Source organism: Polycladomyces subterraneus (assembly GCF_030433435.1).
Taxonomy (GTDB): domain Bacteria; phylum Bacillota; class Bacilli; order Thermoactinomycetales; family JIR-001; genus Polycladomyces; species Polycladomyces subterraneus.
Genome location: NZ_JANRHH010000036.1, coordinates 1 through 17503 on the forward strand (window position 1 = coordinate 1; position 17503 = coordinate 17503).

The 17503-nt window shown below is 52.1% G+C and carries 18 protein-coding genes; 16 read left to right on the forward strand and 2 right to left on the reverse strand.

The window, feature by feature from the left end; genetic code table 11:
- Positions 1-424: 424 nt before the first annotated feature.
- Positions 425-1339: an acyl-ACP desaturase gene (locus NWF35_RS09105; RefSeq protein WP_301238748.1), complete on the reverse strand. Its 915-nt coding sequence runs from the start codon at positions 1337-1339 to the stop codon at positions 425-427.
- Between the two features lie 431 nt (positions 1340-1770).
- Here NWF35_RS09105 and NWF35_RS09110 point away from each other — a divergent pair, with 431 nt between their 5' ends.
- Complete coding sequence (locus NWF35_RS09110) at positions 1771-2727, forward strand: carbon-nitrogen hydrolase family protein (RefSeq protein ID WP_301238749.1); 957 nt, start codon at positions 1771-1773, stop codon at positions 2725-2727.
- A gap of 109 nt (positions 2728-2836) precedes the next feature.
- Here the strand turns inward: NWF35_RS09110 and NWF35_RS09115 are convergent, their stop codons facing one another.
- Positions 2837-3964 (reverse strand): ZIP family metal transporter, encoded by a 1128-nt coding sequence (locus NWF35_RS09115; protein ID WP_301238750.1) that lies wholly within the window; start codon positions 3962-3964, stop codon positions 2837-2839.
- Between the two features lie 474 nt (positions 3965-4438).
- Here NWF35_RS09115 and accB point away from each other — a divergent pair, with 474 nt between their 5' ends.
- The 15 genes from accB to NWF35_RS09190 all read left to right on the forward strand — a co-directional run bounded on the left by accB (position 4439) and on the right by NWF35_RS09190 (position 17457).
- Entirely contained in the window at positions 4439-4960 is a 522-nt protein-coding gene (gene accB / locus NWF35_RS09120; protein WP_301238751.1) for an acetyl-CoA carboxylase biotin carboxyl carrier protein, read from the forward strand.
- Between the two features lie 23 nt (positions 4961-4983).
- Positions 4984-6354, forward strand: a complete 1371-nt coding sequence (gene accC / locus NWF35_RS09125) for an acetyl-CoA carboxylase biotin carboxylase subunit (RefSeq protein WP_301238752.1) — start codon at positions 4984-4986, stop codon at positions 6352-6354.
- Complete coding sequence (locus NWF35_RS09130; RefSeq protein ID WP_301238753.1) at positions 6341-6751, forward strand: Asp23/Gls24 family envelope stress response protein; 411 nt, start codon at positions 6341-6343, stop codon at positions 6749-6751. Before accC ends, NWF35_RS09130 begins: the two co-directional genes overlap by 14 nt.
- Positions 6752-6794: 43 nt before the next feature.
- On the forward strand, positions 6795-7355 hold the full coding sequence (gene amaP / locus NWF35_RS09135; protein ID WP_301238754.1) for an alkaline shock response membrane anchor protein AmaP: 561 nt from the start codon (positions 6795-6797) through the stop codon (positions 7353-7355).
- Between the two features lie 14 nt (positions 7356-7369).
- On the forward strand, positions 7370-7600 hold the full coding sequence (locus NWF35_RS09140; RefSeq protein WP_301238755.1) for a DUF2273 domain-containing protein: 231 nt from the start codon (positions 7370-7372) through the stop codon (positions 7598-7600).
- 47 nt (positions 7601-7647) lie between these two features.
- Entirely contained in the window at positions 7648-8082 is a 435-nt protein-coding gene (nusB, locus tag NWF35_RS09145; RefSeq protein WP_301238756.1) for a transcription antitermination factor NusB, read from the forward strand.
- Positions 8079-9053: a tRNA (adenosine(37)-N6)-threonylcarbamoyltransferase complex transferase subunit TsaD gene (locus tag NWF35_RS09150; RefSeq protein ID WP_301238757.1), complete on the forward strand. Its 975-nt coding sequence runs from the start codon at positions 8079-8081 to the stop codon at positions 9051-9053. Before nusB ends, NWF35_RS09150 begins: the two co-directional genes overlap by 4 nt.
- Positions 9054-9348: 295 nt before the next feature.
- A complete protein-coding gene (locus NWF35_RS09155) occupies positions 9349-9555 on the forward strand; it encodes a hypothetical protein (RefSeq protein ID WP_301238758.1) in 207 nt (68 codons plus the stop codon).
- Between the two features lie 91 nt (positions 9556-9646).
- Positions 9647-10504 carry a bifunctional methylenetetrahydrofolate dehydrogenase/methenyltetrahydrofolate cyclohydrolase FolD gene (gene folD / locus NWF35_RS09160; RefSeq protein ID WP_301238759.1) on the forward strand — a complete coding sequence of 286 codons (858 nt, stop codon included), beginning with the start codon at positions 9647-9649 and terminating at the stop codon, positions 10502-10504.
- A 326-nt stretch (positions 10505-10830) separates the two neighbouring features.
- On the forward strand, positions 10831-12213 hold the full coding sequence (xseA, locus tag NWF35_RS09165; protein ID WP_301238760.1) for an exodeoxyribonuclease VII large subunit: 1383 nt from the start codon (positions 10831-10833) through the stop codon (positions 12211-12213).
- Entirely contained in the window at positions 12197-12460 is a 264-nt protein-coding gene (xseB, locus tag NWF35_RS09170; protein ID WP_301238761.1) for an exodeoxyribonuclease VII small subunit, read from the forward strand. The genes xseA and xseB overlap by 17 nt, the downstream gene beginning before the upstream one ends.
- 1 nt (position 12461) lies before the next feature.
- Positions 12462-13358, forward strand: a complete 897-nt coding sequence (locus NWF35_RS09175) for a polyprenyl synthetase family protein (RefSeq protein WP_301238762.1) — start codon at positions 12462-12464, stop codon at positions 13356-13358.
- A gap of 776 nt (positions 13359-14134) precedes the next feature.
- Positions 14135-14755: a hypothetical protein gene (locus tag NWF35_RS09180; RefSeq protein WP_301238763.1), complete on the forward strand. Its 621-nt coding sequence runs from the start codon at positions 14135-14137 to the stop codon at positions 14753-14755.
- Complete coding sequence (gene dxs, locus NWF35_RS09185) at positions 14736-16631, forward strand: 1-deoxy-D-xylulose-5-phosphate synthase (protein WP_301238764.1); 1896 nt, start codon at positions 14736-14738, stop codon at positions 16629-16631. Before NWF35_RS09180 ends, dxs begins: the two co-directional genes overlap by 20 nt.
- 10 nt (positions 16632-16641) lie before the next feature.
- Positions 16642-17457, forward strand: coding sequence for a TlyA family RNA methyltransferase (locus NWF35_RS09190; RefSeq protein WP_301238765.1), 816 nt, complete (start codon positions 16642-16644; stop codon positions 17455-17457).
- Positions 17458-17503 lie beyond the last annotated feature (46 nt).

Consider the following 17503-nt stretch of genomic DNA (forward strand, 5'->3'; position numbering starts at 1 on the left):
GCCAAAGCCATTTCAGGGTTAGTAGCCTAGCACACTGGTAACAGGTGTGCCGCCCATCCGGGTACGTGCTAACCGGGTGGGATGGGCTGATGACACAGCCCTAGCTTGAGGGTTGCCCGAAACAGAAATGGACTGAGGGCGTTAACCACTCAAGAATCCCACGGCTTTAGCCGTGTGGAGTGTCAAGTATGATCATCATTCAGGTACCTACACAGGTAGATTACCCTCTCTTTCGAAAATAATGGGGCGGTTTGTAGTAGTGTTTTTCTGCGATGCTGGTTTGATCTTCAACTGGGTATGAAGCCGCCTGAAATCTCACGGCCCCTAGGAAGTAACATTGGGGTTTTTGAATCATGAGATTGAAGGCGGCGTAGTTCGGCATCCCCTTCAGGGAGTGCTGCTATTGCTTGAAACGTGTGGAGTGTCAATTGTCCTTTTGGAATTTTGACGTTTTGACCCTTCCATAACGGTCGCGGATTCTTTTCAGCTTTGTATGATATTCCAAAATTTGGATCCTAGCCTTTTCTGCCATTGGTGCCATTGGTCGTAAATCACGTAAACCCCAATAATCAACAACAACATCGAGAACCTGGTCAAAATATTGAAGAGGCCCGTAATTGGCTTCCCTGGCAATAATGCCCATCCGATTTTCAAAATCGGGCATGACGGCACCTGGCATTTGAAAATTGATGATGACATTTGCAATGTGGTAGCAATAATTCGGTTCCAGTTCCAGGTGTGTACGAATGACATCTCTGTAAAAGGCGTAATGAAGTGTTTCATCTTTGGCAAGGCGACGCAATAAAGTAGCTAATTCTTTGTCATGATCACCCGCTATTTTTGCAACATTATTATAGAAAACCATTGTTGCAAGTTCCTGCAAAGTTGTATAAGCCATCGCTTCAATCGGTGTATGGAAATCAGGTTCAAATCCACCTTCAACTACCTGTTTTCTTAATTCGTGCAACCGATCAGGGTTAACATTACGAGTCAGTAAGAGATAGGTTTCCAATAAATTAGAGTGTTGATCCTCTTCTGATGTCCATGTATGAATAAAATCTGTGATCACGGAGAGAGAGCCCTTAAATGTTTCCGAAAGGTAGGTTGTAAACCAGGGTAAATTGACTTCCGTCAACAGTGCAGTTTCGACAGCTGTAATCACCCCGGAAGGCAACGTAACCTGGCTTTGATCCCATGGGACACGTTTGAAATCCATCCCTTTATCCCAGGGCAAAAACTCATGATAACTCCAGTCGATCTTTTTGGCCCGTTCTTTATGTTGTTCATACAACTCTTTCAAACGTGGTTCCAAACGAAAATCCAAATCATTGGTTAACATATTTTTATATCACTCACTTTCAGTTTGTTCACATATTTTACGTCACTCTTTTTGCTGATAGAACTTCGGGATATCCAGCCTTTTTGCCCGGTTTTCATCAGAAAAATGCCATCATCAGAGCATCGGTGGATTTCGCTTGCCGTTTTGGGTTTGTTGAATCAGGTTAGCTGTCGATCCAACGTTGCGACTCACTCTGGTATTCTATGTTGATCCATTCTTTTCCTCTGTATGCCACATCAAAGGCATTTCATCTTGATGGAAACGCTGCACGATGCATGATGATGACGCCCCTGAGTTGAGCGAAGTCCGTAACGGAAACGAACTGATGACACTAACTATCCGGGGATTCAAACGACCAAAGGAGGGCTTGTGGCTGTATGGAGTTTCATTTATCATAATCATACTTATTATCTGAAAGAGGAGAGGGAAAAGTGGCCAATCAACAGCATACTGTACGAGTGGCTGTCATCCAAGCTGCTTCTGTCATCATGGATCGGGAAGCAAGTACGGAAAAGGCGATTTCGTTAACACTGCAAGCAGCAGAGCAAGGAGCAAATATTGTCGTATTTCCGGAAGCTTTTATTCCTGCCTACCCACGAGGGCTCACTTTTGGGACGAGGATCGGAAGTCGTTCTCCGGATGGACGAAAAGACTGGCTTCGTTACTGGGAAAATGCGGTTCCCGTCCCGAGTAAAACGACCGAAGTGTTGGGAGAAGCAGCACGTAAGGCGGATGTCTATCTCATTATCGGCGTGATAGAAAGAGATAGTGAGTTTAGCGGCGGTACCTTATACTGCACGGTTTTATTTTTTGGACCGGATGGAACATTGCTTGGTAAGCATCGCAAATTAAAACCGACAGCCTCAGAGCGAATCATCTGGGGAGAGGGAGATGGAAGCACTTTACCGGTGATTGATACGCCATTTGGCAAAATAGGGGCGTTGATTTGTTGGGAAAATTACATGCCGTTAGTCAGAACAGCTATGTACGCCAAAGGAGTTCAAATCTATATTGCTCCTACGGCAGATGCCCGAGAAGTATGGCAATCTACTATTCGCCATATTGCAGTGGAGGGAAGATGCTTTGTTTTATCGTGCAATCAGTATGTTACGAAGGATATGTACCCTGCTGATTTGGCCTGCTATGACGAACTAGCATCCTCCCCACATGAGATGTGCGCAGGTGGCAGTGCCATTGTCGGTCCTTTGGGTGACTACATAAAGGGACCTGTATTTGGGAAAGAAGATATCCTCATAGCCGATCTTGATTTGCGTTGTATCGCTTACAGTCAATTTGATTTTGATGTGGTAGGTCACTATTCCAGACCGGATGTCTTTCAACTGATCGTAAATGAAGAGAAAAAAGAAAACGTGAAATGGGTAAAGTGATGTTTCCTGTATGAACGATCCTGATCGATCCTGATGACCGATATTCTCGGCACACGTCCACGAATGGTTTGTCAGAGTGAGGGGAACAGGGTCATCCGCTTGCTTCTCTTCATTTTTCAATCACCACAGCTGTATCTTCGATTTTCGTGCCGTTATGGACATAAGGGGCATGTTGATTGGTGAAGAGTTCTACTCGTATTTCATGCTTTCCCGGTCCAAGAGAATCCATATGGTACCACGGCCCATATAAACGAGCAACTTTTTTGTCGTCCACAAAGAGATGTGCATGTCCCTCCCCGATCCGGTTGGGGCCATTCACAAATTCGGGCGCAAACCGAAAATGTGCCGTTTGTACATGGAGGTTCCAACCGGATTCCGAATCCTTGTAAACTTGGAGATGTACAGTGGGGATCGGCGTTCCCTTCGGAATTTCAACCGGTTGCATATGATGGTGACTGGAATCATGGAAGTGGTCAGGGTTCGCTGATGCTTCAACATCGTGGTGATGAATGGAGCAATCAGCGTACTTCCCCACCCAAGTAAATAATAGAGTAAGATACCGGATAAGAACCACCAAACAGTTTGGGAATTTTCCGCCCGATTGATGACCGGCCATAATTCTGTTCCCGCTACATAAAGCAGGATCCCAGCAGAGAACAAGAGCGCAATTCCAGACAATTGACCTTGCATCCAAGGAAGATCCGCTATCCATAAAGCGGTTACGGTACCTAACACCGTACAAATTCCAGAATGCCGGCTGCTCCAATCGCTTTTTTACGTTCCTGGGATCCCGCCTTGTCAGGGTGGAAATAGCAACCCCTTCTGGGATTTTGTGAAACACGAGCGCAAGTAAAACCACTGTTCCAAATTGAGGATCGACATGAAAGCCTGCACCAATGGCAAACCCCTCAAAATAGGCGTGGATCCCCATCCCGGATAATACACTCCAGACAGCACCTTGGCGTCTGTCTATTTCAGTTTCGGAAGATAAGCGATGCTTCATATGCCACTTCTGAAAGGCGAACATACCGACCAAGAGCCAAGGGGCCTGTGACGGTGTTTCGGATAAACCGTGTGGCAGCATACCGCCAATGGATACAGCTAACAGCAGGCCGGTACTAAGTGCCACAAGCATGGTCAAAGCTTGAGACGACCAATTTTTTTTGAACCAAACGATGCTTCCCCCCACCACATAGCCCAAAGCGGCCAGTACGGTCCATCCCAAAGCTCCTGCCACTTATCTTTCATCTCATGTTGACTACATTTGATGATATATATGTGAATATTTCAAAAAAACATATTGCATTTTCTTTGTCAAGAAAAAGCTTGGTGGTCGATCCTGAAGCCAGTTGAGACTTCGCCCAAGCCGAGGAGTGTGTCGTCATCATGTCCCATGATGTTCGACTGCGACGCTGCATGTACCCTTTTGAGTGGCGGGTCTGTTTCCAGTATGCTGGTTACGCTGTTTCACTCTATGTTCGTCTCCTCTGTGAAGGGATCACACGGATAGCCGTCTTTTATCTTACGTTCTGTTTTTTGGTATCATTCGAGGTAGAAAGGGGTTTTTCTTTTTGTCTTTCGGTCAAAATGTATAAGAGATGTCATGCGAATACCGGGTCAAGGACTGGCCAAGCAGAGCAAAAAACATTATGATAAAACCGTCCCGTCCGATGCGCTTCGGAATTTTTGCTGAATGGGAGGAAATAGCGTCATGCAATTTCGTGTACATGAATTTCGAGAACTCATCAAGCTGATTCACGAAACCGACATCGAACTGTTCGAGTTCGAGAAAGACGGAAACAAATTGGTGATCAAAAAAGGGCCGAAAGGACAAACGACCGTAGTGGATCAACCGGCTGTGGGGCAACCGGAGCCGATTGTGTCGACGCCGTCTCCGGCTCCGCAAGTACCGTCCCCGGCTCCACAACCCGTGGCGGAACAACCTGCTCCCGCCCAACCTGAGCAGAAGCCGGTAGAAGAAGAGGATGCCAACTTACATAAAATCGTGTCGCCCATGGTGGGTACGTTCTACCGTGCACCGGCTCCGGATGCGGATCCGTATGTCAAAGAGGGAGACCAAGTGGACGAAAAGACAGTCGTCTGCATTGTCGAGGCGATGAAACTGATGAACGAGATCGAAGCAGAGGTTCGCGGCACCATTGTCAAAGTACTGGTAGAGAATGGACAGCTGGTTGAATACGGACAACCGCTGTTTTTGGTGAAAACAACCTGAAACGGCGGGAGGGGAAACCGAACATGTTTCAAAAAGTCTTGATCGCGAACCGCGGAGAAATCGCCGTCCGCGTGATTCGTGCATGCCGCGAACTCGGAATTCAAACGGTGGCCGTCTATTCGGAGGCGGACAAAGATGCGCTGCACGTCAAATTGGCGGATGAGGCGTATTGCATTGGTCCCGCTACATCGAGAGACAGCTACCTCAACATGACCAACCTGATGAGTACCGCCACGTTGATCGAGGCGGACGCCATCCATCCGGGATACGGATTCCTGGCAGAAAACGCCGATTTTGCCGAGCTGTGTGCCGCTTGCGGTATCACTTTCATCGGTCCCCACCCATCGGCCATCACCAAAATGGGGGACAAGACCACCGCGCGGGAGACGATGAAAGAGGCCGGTGTACCGACCGTTCCAGGAACAGAGGGGATTATCGAGGATATCGATGAAGCGGTGGCCGTAGCCCGGGAAATCGGCTATCCCGTCATCGTCAAGGCAACTGCTGGCGGCGGCGGAAAAGGAATGCGTGTGGTTCACAGCGAAGAAGAATTGAAACGGGCAATCCGTATGGCCCAACAGGAAGCGGAAGCCAACTTTGGCAACTCAGGGGTCTATCTGGAGAAATTCCTCATCGAGCCGCGCCATATCGAGATTCAGGTGTTGGCGGACAACCACGGCAACGTGATACACTTGGGCGAGCGAGATTGCTCGATTCAGCGCCGGTACCAAAAACTGGTAGAGGAAGCGCCTTCCCCGGCATTGACGCCCGAATTGCGGGAGCGTATGGGGCAGGCAGCGGTGGCCGCGGCCAAGGCGGTCAATTACTCCGGGGCCGGAACGGTGGAGTTCCTGTTGGACAAAGAAGGTAACTTCTACTTCATGGAGATGAACACCCGCATCCAGGTGGAGCACCCCGTCACAGAGTTGGTGACCGGGATCGACTTGGTGAAGGAACAGATACGTATCGCGGCAGGTGAACCGCTGTCCATCAAGCAGGAAGACGTCCGTTTTGACGGGTGGTCCATCGAATGCCGGATTAACGCGGAAGATCCCGATCGGAACTTCATCCCTTCTCCGGGTGAAATCCAGTTTTATCTGCCGCCGGGGGGTCCGGGCGTACGCGTGGACAGTGCCGCTTATACGGGGTATCGGATTCCCCCTTACTACGACTCCATGATCGCCAAGTTGATCGTCTGGGGCAAGGACCGCGAAGAGGCGATTGACCGTATGCGGCGGGCATTGCAGGAGTTTGCGATTGACGGGGTGAAAACGACGATTCCGTTCCATCTGAAACTGATGCAACATCCACAGTTTGTCAGTGGAGATTTCCATATTCAGTTTCTTGAAAAAACCAATTTGAACGAGGGGCGTTCGAAAGATGACCAATCATAACCCGATCGACCATGTCGATTACCAAGTGAATGAGTTGGGGAAAATTGAGATTGCACCGGAAGTGATTCAAATCATTTCTGGTCTGGCCGCCCAACAGGTGGAAGGCGTCGCGGGTCTCAGCGGTGGAGTGGTCGGTGACCTGACCCAACTCCTGGGACGAAAAAATTTGCGTCAGGGCGTTCGCGTCGAAGTGGGTGACGAGACGAAAATCGAAGTGTCGCTCGTCATTGCGTTCGGCTACCATATCCCGGAAGTGGGCCGGAACGTCCAGGAAGCGGTCAAGTCGGCTGTGGAAAACATGACGGGCTTGAACGTGAGCGAAGTGATCGTCAGAGTGGAAGCAGTCAAATTTTCCAACGACAAACAAACGGACATAGAAGTCCAGCGTGTGAAGTAATGACGGACTGGATACTGTCAGTATCCCGGAGGAGGGTAGGGGCGTGAAGCTACTGGATCGAGTGCTTGTGTTTTTTCTCAGCCTTTTTGTGACTGTCGCCTCCGCTCTCGGTGTATGGTTCGTTTCAGGTTTGGGGTTGTCCAAGTACGACACCGTCCGTTTGATTGAGGCGTTGTATGCGTACCCGGCCCGGCAATGGACGGCTGTCGGTCTTAGTCTGCTGTTGATGCTGATCGGACTTAGACTTTTGGTGGCAACCGTTCGTCGACCTGGAGATGACCGCGGTGTGGACCGGTTGACAGAAATCGGGTATATTCGCATTTCATTGGACACATTGGAGAGTTTGGCTGTCAAAGCCGCCAGAAGGGTGCGGGGTATTCGTGACTTGACCGCCCGTGTCCGGATGAGTGGAAATAACGCCTCCGTGGGCGTGGGGTTGAAACTAACCGTGGACGGGGAAACGCCGATTCAGACATTGTCCGAAGAGCTCCAGCGAGCCGTCAAAACACATATTGAGGAGATTGCCGGGGTGACGGTCGATCAAATCTCCGTCTACGTCACCGACACGGTTCAGCCTGATCGCACGCGGATCCGCGTCGAATAAGGCGGTGACCGATAATGGATTGGAAATGGTTGGAGTATTTGTGGGTGCACCATCGCGGACGTCTGATCGGAACGCTGGCCGGATTGTTTTTGGGTATCGTCTATTTGATTGTCGGCTTGTGGAAAACTATCGTGTTTGCGCTGATCGTGGGCATCGGTTATTTTGTCGGGAGAGAATGCGATGGGCGAAAAGACTTGCGTCAGGTGTTGGAAGATTGGTTTCCTGATCGTTGGATGAGAAAATAACCAAACCCGGCCGGCGAACGGCGCGGGTTTTTTTTGGAGGATGGAACATGGGCAGGAGACAGGTACGTGAAAAAATATTGCAGACGTTGTATCAGTTGGATCTCAATCCCGAACCGGCCGAAGAAGTGGTCGAACGGGTGAAAAAGAGCTTGCCCGAAGACGAACGGGCATTTTACGGTCGCGTGGTTGGGGGCGTCCTTTCTCGGATGGACCGGTTGGATGCGGTTCTCGGCGATTTTTTGAAAAAGGGTTGGAGCCTCTACCGGTTGGCCGTCGTCGATCGGGCGGTATTGCGGATGGCGCTGTATGAGTTGATGTTTGAAGAAGAGATTCCGCCGGGAGTCACCTTGAACGAAGCAGTTGAATTGGCCAAAGCGTATAGCACCGAAGAATCGGGGAAATTTGTCAATGGTGTGCTGGGGGCGATCGTAGAGATGCAGGAGGAAATCCGTGAGCGCCTGACGAAGGAGGAGCTGGAATGAACACGTCCCGTGCGGTGTTGGGCGTGGACACAAGCAATTATTGCACATCGTTGTGTCTCGTTGACGATGATGGAAACCGTTTGGCCGAAGAACGGCAATGGTTGGATGTGCCGCAGGGCGAGCGGGGGCTTCAGCAGTCCCGTGCCGTGTTCCAACACGTGCGCCGTTTGCCGGAGCTGTTTCTTCGTCTGCCGCTAGACCAAGTAGAGGTGGTGGCCGTCGCGGTCAGCACGGCGCCCAGACCGCAAGCAGGCTCCTATATGCCCGTTTTTCAGGTGGGGACGTCGTGGGCCCAATCTTTGGCCCATGCCTGGGGCGTTCCGTTGATCAAGACGACACACCAGGAAGGACACATCGCCGCCGGTGAGGCGACAGCCGACCGAACATGGAATGCTGATCGCTTCCTGGCGGTTCATTTGTCCGGCGGAACCACGGATCTGATGGATGTCAGCCGACGAGGAGCAGGATATGATATCGAGACGATCGGCGGGTCCCGTGATTTGCATGCCGGGCAGTTGGTCGACCGGATCGGCGTGGCGATGGGGTTGCCGTTTCCCTCGGGACGGTATGTGGAGGAATTGGCCTTGCAATATAATGGCCAGGAACAAGTCACCATCCCTTCGTCAGTGGATGGGTTGACCTGTTCCTTTTCCGGGCCGCAGACAGCGTTGCTGCGGTTGTGGGAAAAACGGGCCGCATCCAAGGAGGCGTTGGCGTTTGCCGCATTGCGCTGTGTGGCCAACTCGGTGGAAAAGTTGCTTAATCATGCGTTTGACCAAGGATATCCGAAAGAAGTGCTGATCGTCGGGGGAGTGGCCGCCAACAGCCTGATTCGTGATCGTCTGCGCAAACGTTTGGAGCACCCCGCCGTCCGAGCTCGACTGACATTTGCCGATCCTCGTTATTCCGGGGATAACGCCTACGGTGTGGCCCGGATCGGACTTCGGGCGGTGAAGGGGTGCCACGGTTGATGTATCAATTTAGCGGACGGGTGTATACGCCCGTTCGTTTTTGTTATGGAATCGTTGGTCGGGGCTTCGTGCGGCAAAACTTTGGAATGATCGCGCGGGCGAGGGAAGCTTCCAGCTTTCTCGCAAGTCCGATAGAAATTTTGGTACAATCATGCCATGGAGTGCGAAAATCACTGAAAACGACCATGCGTGCGAAACTTCTCGAATGGATAGGGTTACCACGTCAGATGAAGCGAGAAACCCTATGGTGACCAAAGAGAGCGCCTTTCGTGCTTGACCGTGTGGAGCAAGTTACATGGTTCCAATTGGTCTGGGATTATGTTATTACCATATCGGTGAGATTCTAAAGGCGGAAGAGATCTTGTGGCTTGTCAACAGGGATGCAATCTTTACTGGCGAAAAAATAGGGTGTCAGGAAAAAGTGGAAGCTGTTTTTCCGAACAAAAATGCGGATGGATTTACGAAATATCCATTAATAAGGAAAGATAATCGCTTTTCCTAGGCAGAAAGTTCGTCATTCCCTTTACACGCAGAGGTCAAAGCGCTACACTGGGGAACGTAAAGCTATCGTGGAAAAAGGGGAGGCACCAAAGTTGACACAATCAGCGATCCTCATTGACGGAAAAGCGGTGGCGGCGTCGATTCGCCAAGAGTTGAAGGAACAAGTGAGCCGGATGAAAGAACAGGGGGTTCACCCCGGATTGGCCGTGATCTTGGTTGGGAATGATCCCGCTTCGGAAACGTATGTGCGCGGCAAAGTGCGGGCCTGTGGCGAAGTGGGCATCTACTCCGAGCTGATCCGTTTGCCAGAATCGGTATCGGAGGAGGAATTGTTGGAACATGTGCATCGGTTGAATGGGGATGCGCGTATTCATGGCATATTGGTGCAACTGCCGTTGCCGAAGCATATTTCGGAAGAAAAAGTGATCGACGCGATTGTGCCAGAAAAGGATGTCGACGGATTCCACCCGATCAGTGTCGGAAACTTGGTCATCGGCAAGCCGGGATTTTTGCCATGCACGCCGCACGGGATCATGGAATTGCTGCGACGTTATGAAATTCCGCTTGCCGGAAAGCATGCGGTGGTGATCGGCCGCAGCAATATTGTGGGCAAACCGGTTTCATTGCTGTTGCAGCGCGAAAATGCCACGGTGACGATGTGCCATTCCAAAACGGTGGATCTGCCTTCTGTCGCACGCCAGGCGGACATCCTGATCGCCGCGGTGGGCAAACCGCATCTGGTGACGCGGGAGTATGTCAAACCGGGAGCGGTGGTGATCGATGTGGGTATCAATCGTACACCGGAAGGGAAATTAGTTGGGGATGTCCACTTTGAACAGGTGCGTGAAGTCGCCTCGTATATCACTCCAGTGCCGGGCGGTGTAGGTCCGATGACGATTGCGATGCTCTTGGTCAACACGGTGCAATCTGCTCGACGGTTGTTGGACTGAAAATACGATCTTGAGCGTGTCAGATGATATGGTTGTTTCTGGAGAGCGATGGCCTAGGGTGTGTCTGGTAAATTCGTGAGGAGCAAATGCTTTCCCAGGTGAACGAAGAACTAAGCCTGACTGAGCGATGATCCGGAAAGCGCAGGAATGAAATCGCGGGCAACTTCCTTGAGTCGGAGCGGCCATGACCCTTCTTGTAGGCACAGGTGGAGCGAGCCGGGAAAACAATTGGACTGTATTCACCAGATACGCGCTAAATCCAGCGAGGAGCGAGAGAAGTTCAACCGAATTGGACAGATACGGTCTGGAGAAAGAGGGATGCGGTTATGCTGGAGTTGCTGGAAGAAAACGAGCGCCCCATTTTTTCGGTTTCCGATCTGGTCGGATATTTGCGGATGCACGTGGAAGAAGATCCTGTGCTTTCCCAAGTGTGGGTCCGGGGCGAGATTTCGAACTTCCATCACCATCACCGGGGGCATATGTATTTTACGTTGAAGGACGAGGGCAGCAAAATCCGGGCGGTCATGTTTGCCGGAAACAACCGCCGCCTTCGTTTTGTGCCGAAGGACGGGGATGACGTGCTTGTTCGCGGGTATTTGTCCGTATACGAACGGGACGGGCAAGTACAGTTGTATGTACAGGAGATGCAACCCAACGGGGTGGGCGAGCTGTACGTGGCATTCCAGCAACTGAAAGACCGCTTGGAACAGGAAGGCCTGTTCGATCCCGCACACAAGAAACCACTTCCTTTTTACCCACGACGGGTGGGGGTGGTCACTGCCCCGGGCGGCGCCGTCATCCGGGATATCATCACTACGATCCGACGGCGCTCCCCCAACATTCACATCCTGCTCCATCCCGTCCCTGTGCAGGGGGAGGGAGCAGCCCGGGCGATTGCAGCCGCCATCGACAATTTGAATGAATGTGGAGAAGTGGACGTCATCATTGTCGGCAGAGGTGGCGGGTCGCTGGAGGAGTTGTGGGCATTCAATGAAGAAGTGGTGGCACGGAGCATTTTCCGCTCCCAAATTCCCGTCGTATCCGCAGTGGGGCATGAGACGGATGTGACCATCGCCGATTTTGTCGCCGATGTCCGAGCAGCGACCCCCACCGCGGCGGCGGAACTCGTTTCTCCAAGGTGGGAGGAATTACATGATCGTCTCGCCACCTGCCAACAACGTCTGGTGAACGCGATGCATCGGCGGCTCCATTTTAGCAGGGATCAATTGGAGAGGCTGAAAAAACGGTCGGGCCTTCGTCAACCGGGCTCCCGCCTGATCCAATACGAACAGCGTCTGGACGATCTGGTTCACGACATGCTGCGGGCGATGGCATCCCGCCTGCGAGACGGACGACGCGACCTGGAACAGCAGGCATACCGATTGTGGGTTCACCGACCGGCTGAGCGGGTTCGCGAATATCGCGCCCAATTGCAACAATGGAAAAAGAGCTGCATCTCCCACATGCAACAGCGCTGTCGCGTATACCGGGCCGATTGGGAGCGTTTGGTGGATCAATTGGATGCGCTCAGTCCATTGCGGGTGATGCGGCGTGGATACTCGCTGGTTTATCGTTACCGCGGGGAGGAACTGATCCGAAGTGTGCAACAAGTAGAGCCCGGCGATTTGCTCGATGTACGCGTCGCAGACGGTCGATTGCAATGTCAAGTATGGAAAAAGGAGGAGTCGGCTGATGGCGGAGGCGAATGAAGCGCGTCAATCCGTAGAATCCCTGCCTTTCGAGGAAGCGATGAAACGGCTGGAAGCGGTGGTGGAACAGCTGGAGAGAGGAGAAGTACCGCTGGAAGAAGCGATTCGGCTATTTGAGGAAGGGATGCGGCTGGCCAACCATTGCGGTAAGAAATTGGATCGAGTGGAACAACAAGTGGAAATGCTAGTACGTGAAAACGGCGATTGGGTGAAAAAGCCTTTTGGGACGGAGGAGGACATGGACTGAGGTGGAAACCGTAGAACAATACTTGCAGGAAAAGGCCGGTCTGGTGAACGATCGGCTGGCTCAATATGTTGAATCGTGGAATGATATTCCAAAGCGGTTGAAAGAATCCGTAGCTTATTCTCTGTTGGCCGGCGGCAAGCGTTTGCGGCCGGTTTTGGTGTTGGCGACGGCAGAGGCGCTCGGAACGGAAGCGGAGCGGGCTCTTCCTTTTGCATGTGCGTTGGAGATGATTCATACGTACTCTCTGATTCACGACGATCTTCCGGCAATGGATGATGACGACTATCGGCGAGGGCGGCTGACCAACCACAAGGTATACGGGGAAGCGATGGCCATTTTGGCCGGAGACGCGCTATTGACCAAAGCATTCGGTTTGATGGCGGAAGGAGCGCTGACGATCGGACTACCGGGCGCTACCGCTTTGAAACTGATCGCGGAGGCCTCCCGCCGTGCCGGAGCAGAAGGCATGGTAGGCGGTCAGGTGGACGACATCCTTCATGAGAATCAATCGGTTACACTGGAAACGCTTCAATCGATTCACCGCCGCAAAACCGGCGACCTGATCACATTCTCTGTCCGATTGGGCGGTATGGTGGCACGAGCCGATGAAATACAAATGGAGAAGCTGACTCGTTTCGCTGAAGGATTGGGGTTGGCGTTTCAGATTCAAGATGACATTCTGGATGTAATTGGCGACCGCGAGAAATTGGGAAAAGAGACTGGCAGCGACGAAGCGAGAAACAAAGCGACGTATCCCTCCTTGCTGGGTCTGTCCGCTTCAAAGGAACACCTTCGGAAAACAATTGAGGAAGCAAAAAGCTGGATTGAGGGAGAAACATGGTTGAATACCCGCACACTATTGGGATTGGCCGATTTTTTGACAACACGCGATCGTTGATCGCCTGCGGCTTCATTGTCGGTCATCAGCGGATTGTGTTATAATGGCCGTAAAATGGGAGTGGTGCAGTATTCTAGTCAGCCCACCTCCCCTGAAGGCGGGGCTAAAAATCCGCTAAAGGGCACATCGATGAAGTTCCTGGTGTTGGCTTTCGACGCCCAGTCGGGGGTTGATGCTGGGAGTTAAGGTTGAAGGGCGATCCACAAAGGCATGTGGGCGTTGACCCTTCTTCCGCGGAGGCCCAAGTGCGTGGCTCAACCGAAAGGAAGAGCGACGGCTTGGGGGATGAACCTACATGCGGGCACAACCACCTGTATGTAGCGTAGCCTGCCTTGAGTGACGTGCCGGGGATACGGCGTCTTGCCACCGCCGTTGAAAGGTACGTTGCAAAAGAGGCTAGGGGGACGGCTCGGGCTGTTGAGGAAAACTCCTAGACTGTTTGCGGATCGCAAGGCTATCCGGGGATTGAAGTGCGGACTAAGTGGCAATCCAGTCCGGCGATTGGCGACAACGCCGAAAAAGGTTGAAAGGGAAACCGCCTGGTCGGCGACGACCGGGATACCTTTTTGGGAAATCCTACTGGACCTAAGCCGCAGGATTTACCCGGGTAGTCACCACTCCTCAGGCGCTTTTTTGTTTTAGCGGATGAAAATGATCAAACTCGGCCATAGGCGGTCCGGGCAGATGTCATCTGCACCGGTCAAGCCGGAAAATCTGCCGGCCCGTTGGTGGCCGGCATTTTACTGTGATGGGAAGCGAGGGAATCAGACGTCTCGATGCGAACGGTGTTGAAACAATCCTTGCGTTGGGCCGCCACCATCAGTTTGGTGAGCGCATTGATGGCAATGGTACTCTCGGCTTCGTCCAACACGTTGCTGCAGGGAGTGTCCTGGAGCGGCGGACTGTTGGTGGTACTTTTGATTATCGCCATTGGTGTAGTGTTTGATATGCTGGGCATCGCGGCAACGGCGGCTCGCGAAGCGCCGTTCCATTCGATGGCGGCCAAAAAAGTGCCGGGAGCTCGACATGCGATTGGGATTATCCGTCGTGCTGATCAGTTCTCCAATTTCTGTAACGATGTGGTGGGGGATATCAGCGGAATATTAAGCGGTGCGGCGGCTTTTACAGTGGTTACAGGACTCATTGTCACTTTTCATCTGAATGAAAGCCGCTGGTGGGTGGAAATGTTGATGGTGGCGGCCATCTCGGCCCTGACGGTGGGTGGCAAGGCGTTGGGGAAAACGATCTCCATACGTTATGCGAACGAGATCATTTTCCGGGTGGGGCAATTGTTTTTCTTGCTGGAGAAGCGATTTCATATCCGGTTGTTTGATATGAAGAATAATAAGAGAAGAAAGCGAAAGCGAGGGGTTGTTCATGCACCTCGATCAAATTGATTCACCAAAAAAACTGAAAGAGCTTTCCGTGGATCAATTATCGAAGTTGGCTGAAGAGATCCGCCAGTTTCTGATCGAAAGCCTGTCCAAGACCGGTGGCCACTTGGCGCCCAACCTGGGTGTGGTCGAGCTGACGCTGGCGCTTCATTATCTGTTCGACAGCCCCAAGGATAAGATCATTTGGGATGTTGGTCACCAGGCTTATGTGCACAAAATTTTGACCGGACGGAAGCACTTGTTTCCCACATTGCGGCAATACAAGGGACTGTGCGGTTTTCCAAAGATGAGTGAAAGCGAGCACGATGTATGGGAAACCGGTCACAGCAGTACCTCGCTTTCGGCGGCGATGGGGATGGCGGCGGCTCGCGATCTAAAAGGGGAAGACCATAAGGTGATCGCCGTCATCGGTGACGGGGCGCTGACCGGCGGTATGGCCTTGGAAGCGATGAACCATATTGGTAACGAAAAAAAGGATTTGATTGTGGTTCTCAATGACAATGAGATGTCCATCTCTCCCAACGTGGGAGCATTGCATAATTATTTGGGTCGGTTGCGCACCTATAAAGGTTACAAAAAAGCGAAGGAACTGGTGGAGTACTGGCTGGAGAAAATGCCGTCCGGCGATACGTTCGCCAAGACGCTGGAACGCGTCAAGGACAGCATCAAATATTTGGTCGTCTCCGGCGTATTGTTTGAAAAACTCGGCTTTACCTATCTCGGACCGGTAGACGGCCACAAACTGGACGAACTGATGGAATGCCTTCGTCAGGCCGCCAAAACCAGCGGCCCTGTTTTGGTGCACGTCATTACCAAAAAGGGATACGGATACAAACCGGCAGAGGAAAACTCGGTTGCTTACCACGGTGTGGGGGCATACAAAATCGAGTCGGGCGAGTTCATGAAAAAAGCGGGCAAAGGACCTGATTATGCCAAAGTGTTTGGCAGTACGTTGGTCAAATTGGCTGAAAACGATTCGCGGATCGTTGCCATTACCCCGGCGATGCTGACTGGCTCCAAATTGGACGCATTTGCCGAGCGGTTCCCGGATCGTTGTTTCGACGTGGGCATCGCCGAACAACATGCGACCACGTTTGCGGCAGGGTTGGCCACACAGGGAATGAAGCCAGTTTTGGCCATTTACTCCACGTTTTTGCAGCGAGGGTACGATCAACTGATTCATGATGTGTGCCGTCAAAATCTGAATGTAGTGATCGCGGTTGACCGTGCCGGTTTGGTCGGTGCGGACGGTGAGACGCATCAGGGTGTGTACGATATCGCTTACATGCGCAGTGTACCGAATATTGTCATCATGATGCCCAAAGATGAGAACGAACTGCAACACATGTTGTATACAGCCGTACAGTATGATGCGGGTCCGATCGCGGTACGATTCCCACGCGGCGCCGGGATGGGTGTATCGATGGACACGACGTTCCGCACCATCCCGATCGGCCAGTCCGAAGTGGTGCGTGATGGAAACGACGTGGCACTACTGGCTTTTGGTCCAATGGTGGCGCTGGCTGAGGAAGCGGCTGAACAGTTGAAACGGGAGGGGATCTCTGCCAAAGTGATCAATGCCCGGTTCGCAAAACCGCTGGACGAGAGGATGTTATTGGAGCTGAGTCGGACAGGGATGCCCGTCATTACGATTGAAGAAGGGGCACGCATGGGCGGATTCGGCAGTGCGGTGCTGGAGTTTTATGCAGATCGGAACATTCATGGCATGGTGATCAAGAACATCGCCATTCCGGACTACTTTGTCGAACACGGAAGTGTGGAAGAACAGCGGCGGGAAGTCGGTCTCACAGTGGAAAACATTGTGCAGACGGTACGTAGTGTGGCACCGGCGATGCCGCGAAAGCGACAACGGGCGTAGGAGGTTTGTGTTGAGCAAGCAACGGTTGGATGTACTATTGGTGGAAAAGGGATATTTCGAAAGTAGGCAACAAGCGCAGCGGGCCATCATGGCCGGTTTGGTACGTGTCAATCAGGAACGAGTGGACAAGCCGGGAACCAAGATCCCTGCGGATGCCGTACTGGAAGTGACCGGTCAAGTGCATCCCTTCGTCAGTCGTGGCGGCCTGAAACTGCTGGAGGCCATCCGGGCATTTCAACTAGATCTCACGGAACGCGTGGTGATCGATATCGGGGCTTCTACCGGCGGCTTCACGGATTGCGCGCTACAACACGGTGCCAAACGCGTTTACGCTGTCGATGTTGGTTACGGACAGCTCGCTTGGAAATTGCGGCAAGATCCGCGGGTCGTCGTCATGGAACGAACCAATTTCCGTTATATGAAACCGGAGGATTTGCCTGGGGAGTCACCGGATTTGGCGACCATAGACGTTTCCTTCATCTCGTTAAGCCATATTCTGCCGCCACTTTACCCGATCTTGCGTGCGGGCGGAGATGTGATCGCACTGATTAAACCGCAGTTTGAAGCGGGTAAGGAACAAGTAGGAAAAAAAGGGATCGTGCGCGATCCTGCCATTCACCGGCAGGTGATCCGATCTGTGTTAGACATGGCGGCATCCTGTGGTTTTCAACCGATGGGCGTAATCCCTTCACCCATAACGGGTGGGGAAGGCAACATCGAGTTTTTGTCTCGTCTGACGAAAAGCGATCCAAGTCTTTCCTCAGGGATCGTGACGGATGAAGCCATCGCAGAAGCCGTAGCGGAGGCGCACCGGCGACATGCATAGGAAATGAAAGGATTTCCAGAACCCCTCTTCGAATTAAGTAGGAAAA

What these genes read in the sequence shown, in the direction of transcription:
- NWF35_RS09105 (WP_301238748.1), bottom strand. Translation starts at nt 1,339, where the DNA reads ATGTTAACCAATGATTTGGATTTTCGTTTGGAACCACGTTTGAAAGAG.
- accB (WP_301238751.1), top strand. Translation starts at nt 4,439, where the DNA reads ATGCAATTTCGTGTACATGAATTTCGAGAACTCATCAAGCTGATTCAC.
- accC (WP_301238752.1), top strand. Translation starts at nt 4,984, where the DNA reads ATGTTTCAAAAAGTCTTGATCGCGAACCGCGGAGAAATCGCCGTCCGC.
- NWF35_RS09130 (WP_301238753.1), top strand. Translation starts at nt 6,341, where the DNA reads ATGACCAATCATAACCCGATCGACCATGTCGATTACCAAGTGAATGAG.
- NWF35_RS09140 (WP_301238755.1), top strand. Translation starts at nt 7,370, where the DNA reads ATGGATTGGAAATGGTTGGAGTATTTGTGGGTGCACCATCGCGGACGT.
- nusB (WP_301238756.1), top strand. Translation starts at nt 7,648, where the DNA reads ATGGGCAGGAGACAGGTACGTGAAAAAATATTGCAGACGTTGTATCAG.
- NWF35_RS09150 (WP_301238757.1), top strand. Translation starts at nt 8,079, where the DNA reads ATGAACACGTCCCGTGCGGTGTTGGGCGTGGACACAAGCAATTATTGC.
- NWF35_RS09155 (WP_301238758.1), top strand. Translation starts at nt 9,349, where the DNA reads ATGGTTCCAATTGGTCTGGGATTATGTTATTACCATATCGGTGAGATT.
- xseA (WP_301238760.1), top strand. Translation starts at nt 10,831, where the DNA reads ATGCTGGAGTTGCTGGAAGAAAACGAGCGCCCCATTTTTTCGGTTTCC.
- xseB (WP_301238761.1), top strand. Translation starts at nt 12,197, where the DNA reads ATGGCGGAGGCGAATGAAGCGCGTCAATCCGTAGAATCCCTGCCTTTC.
- NWF35_RS09180 (WP_301238763.1), top strand. Translation starts at nt 14,135, where the DNA reads ATGCGAACGGTGTTGAAACAATCCTTGCGTTGGGCCGCCACCATCAGT.
- dxs (WP_301238764.1), top strand. Translation starts at nt 14,736, where the DNA reads ATGCACCTCGATCAAATTGATTCACCAAAAAAACTGAAAGAGCTTTCC.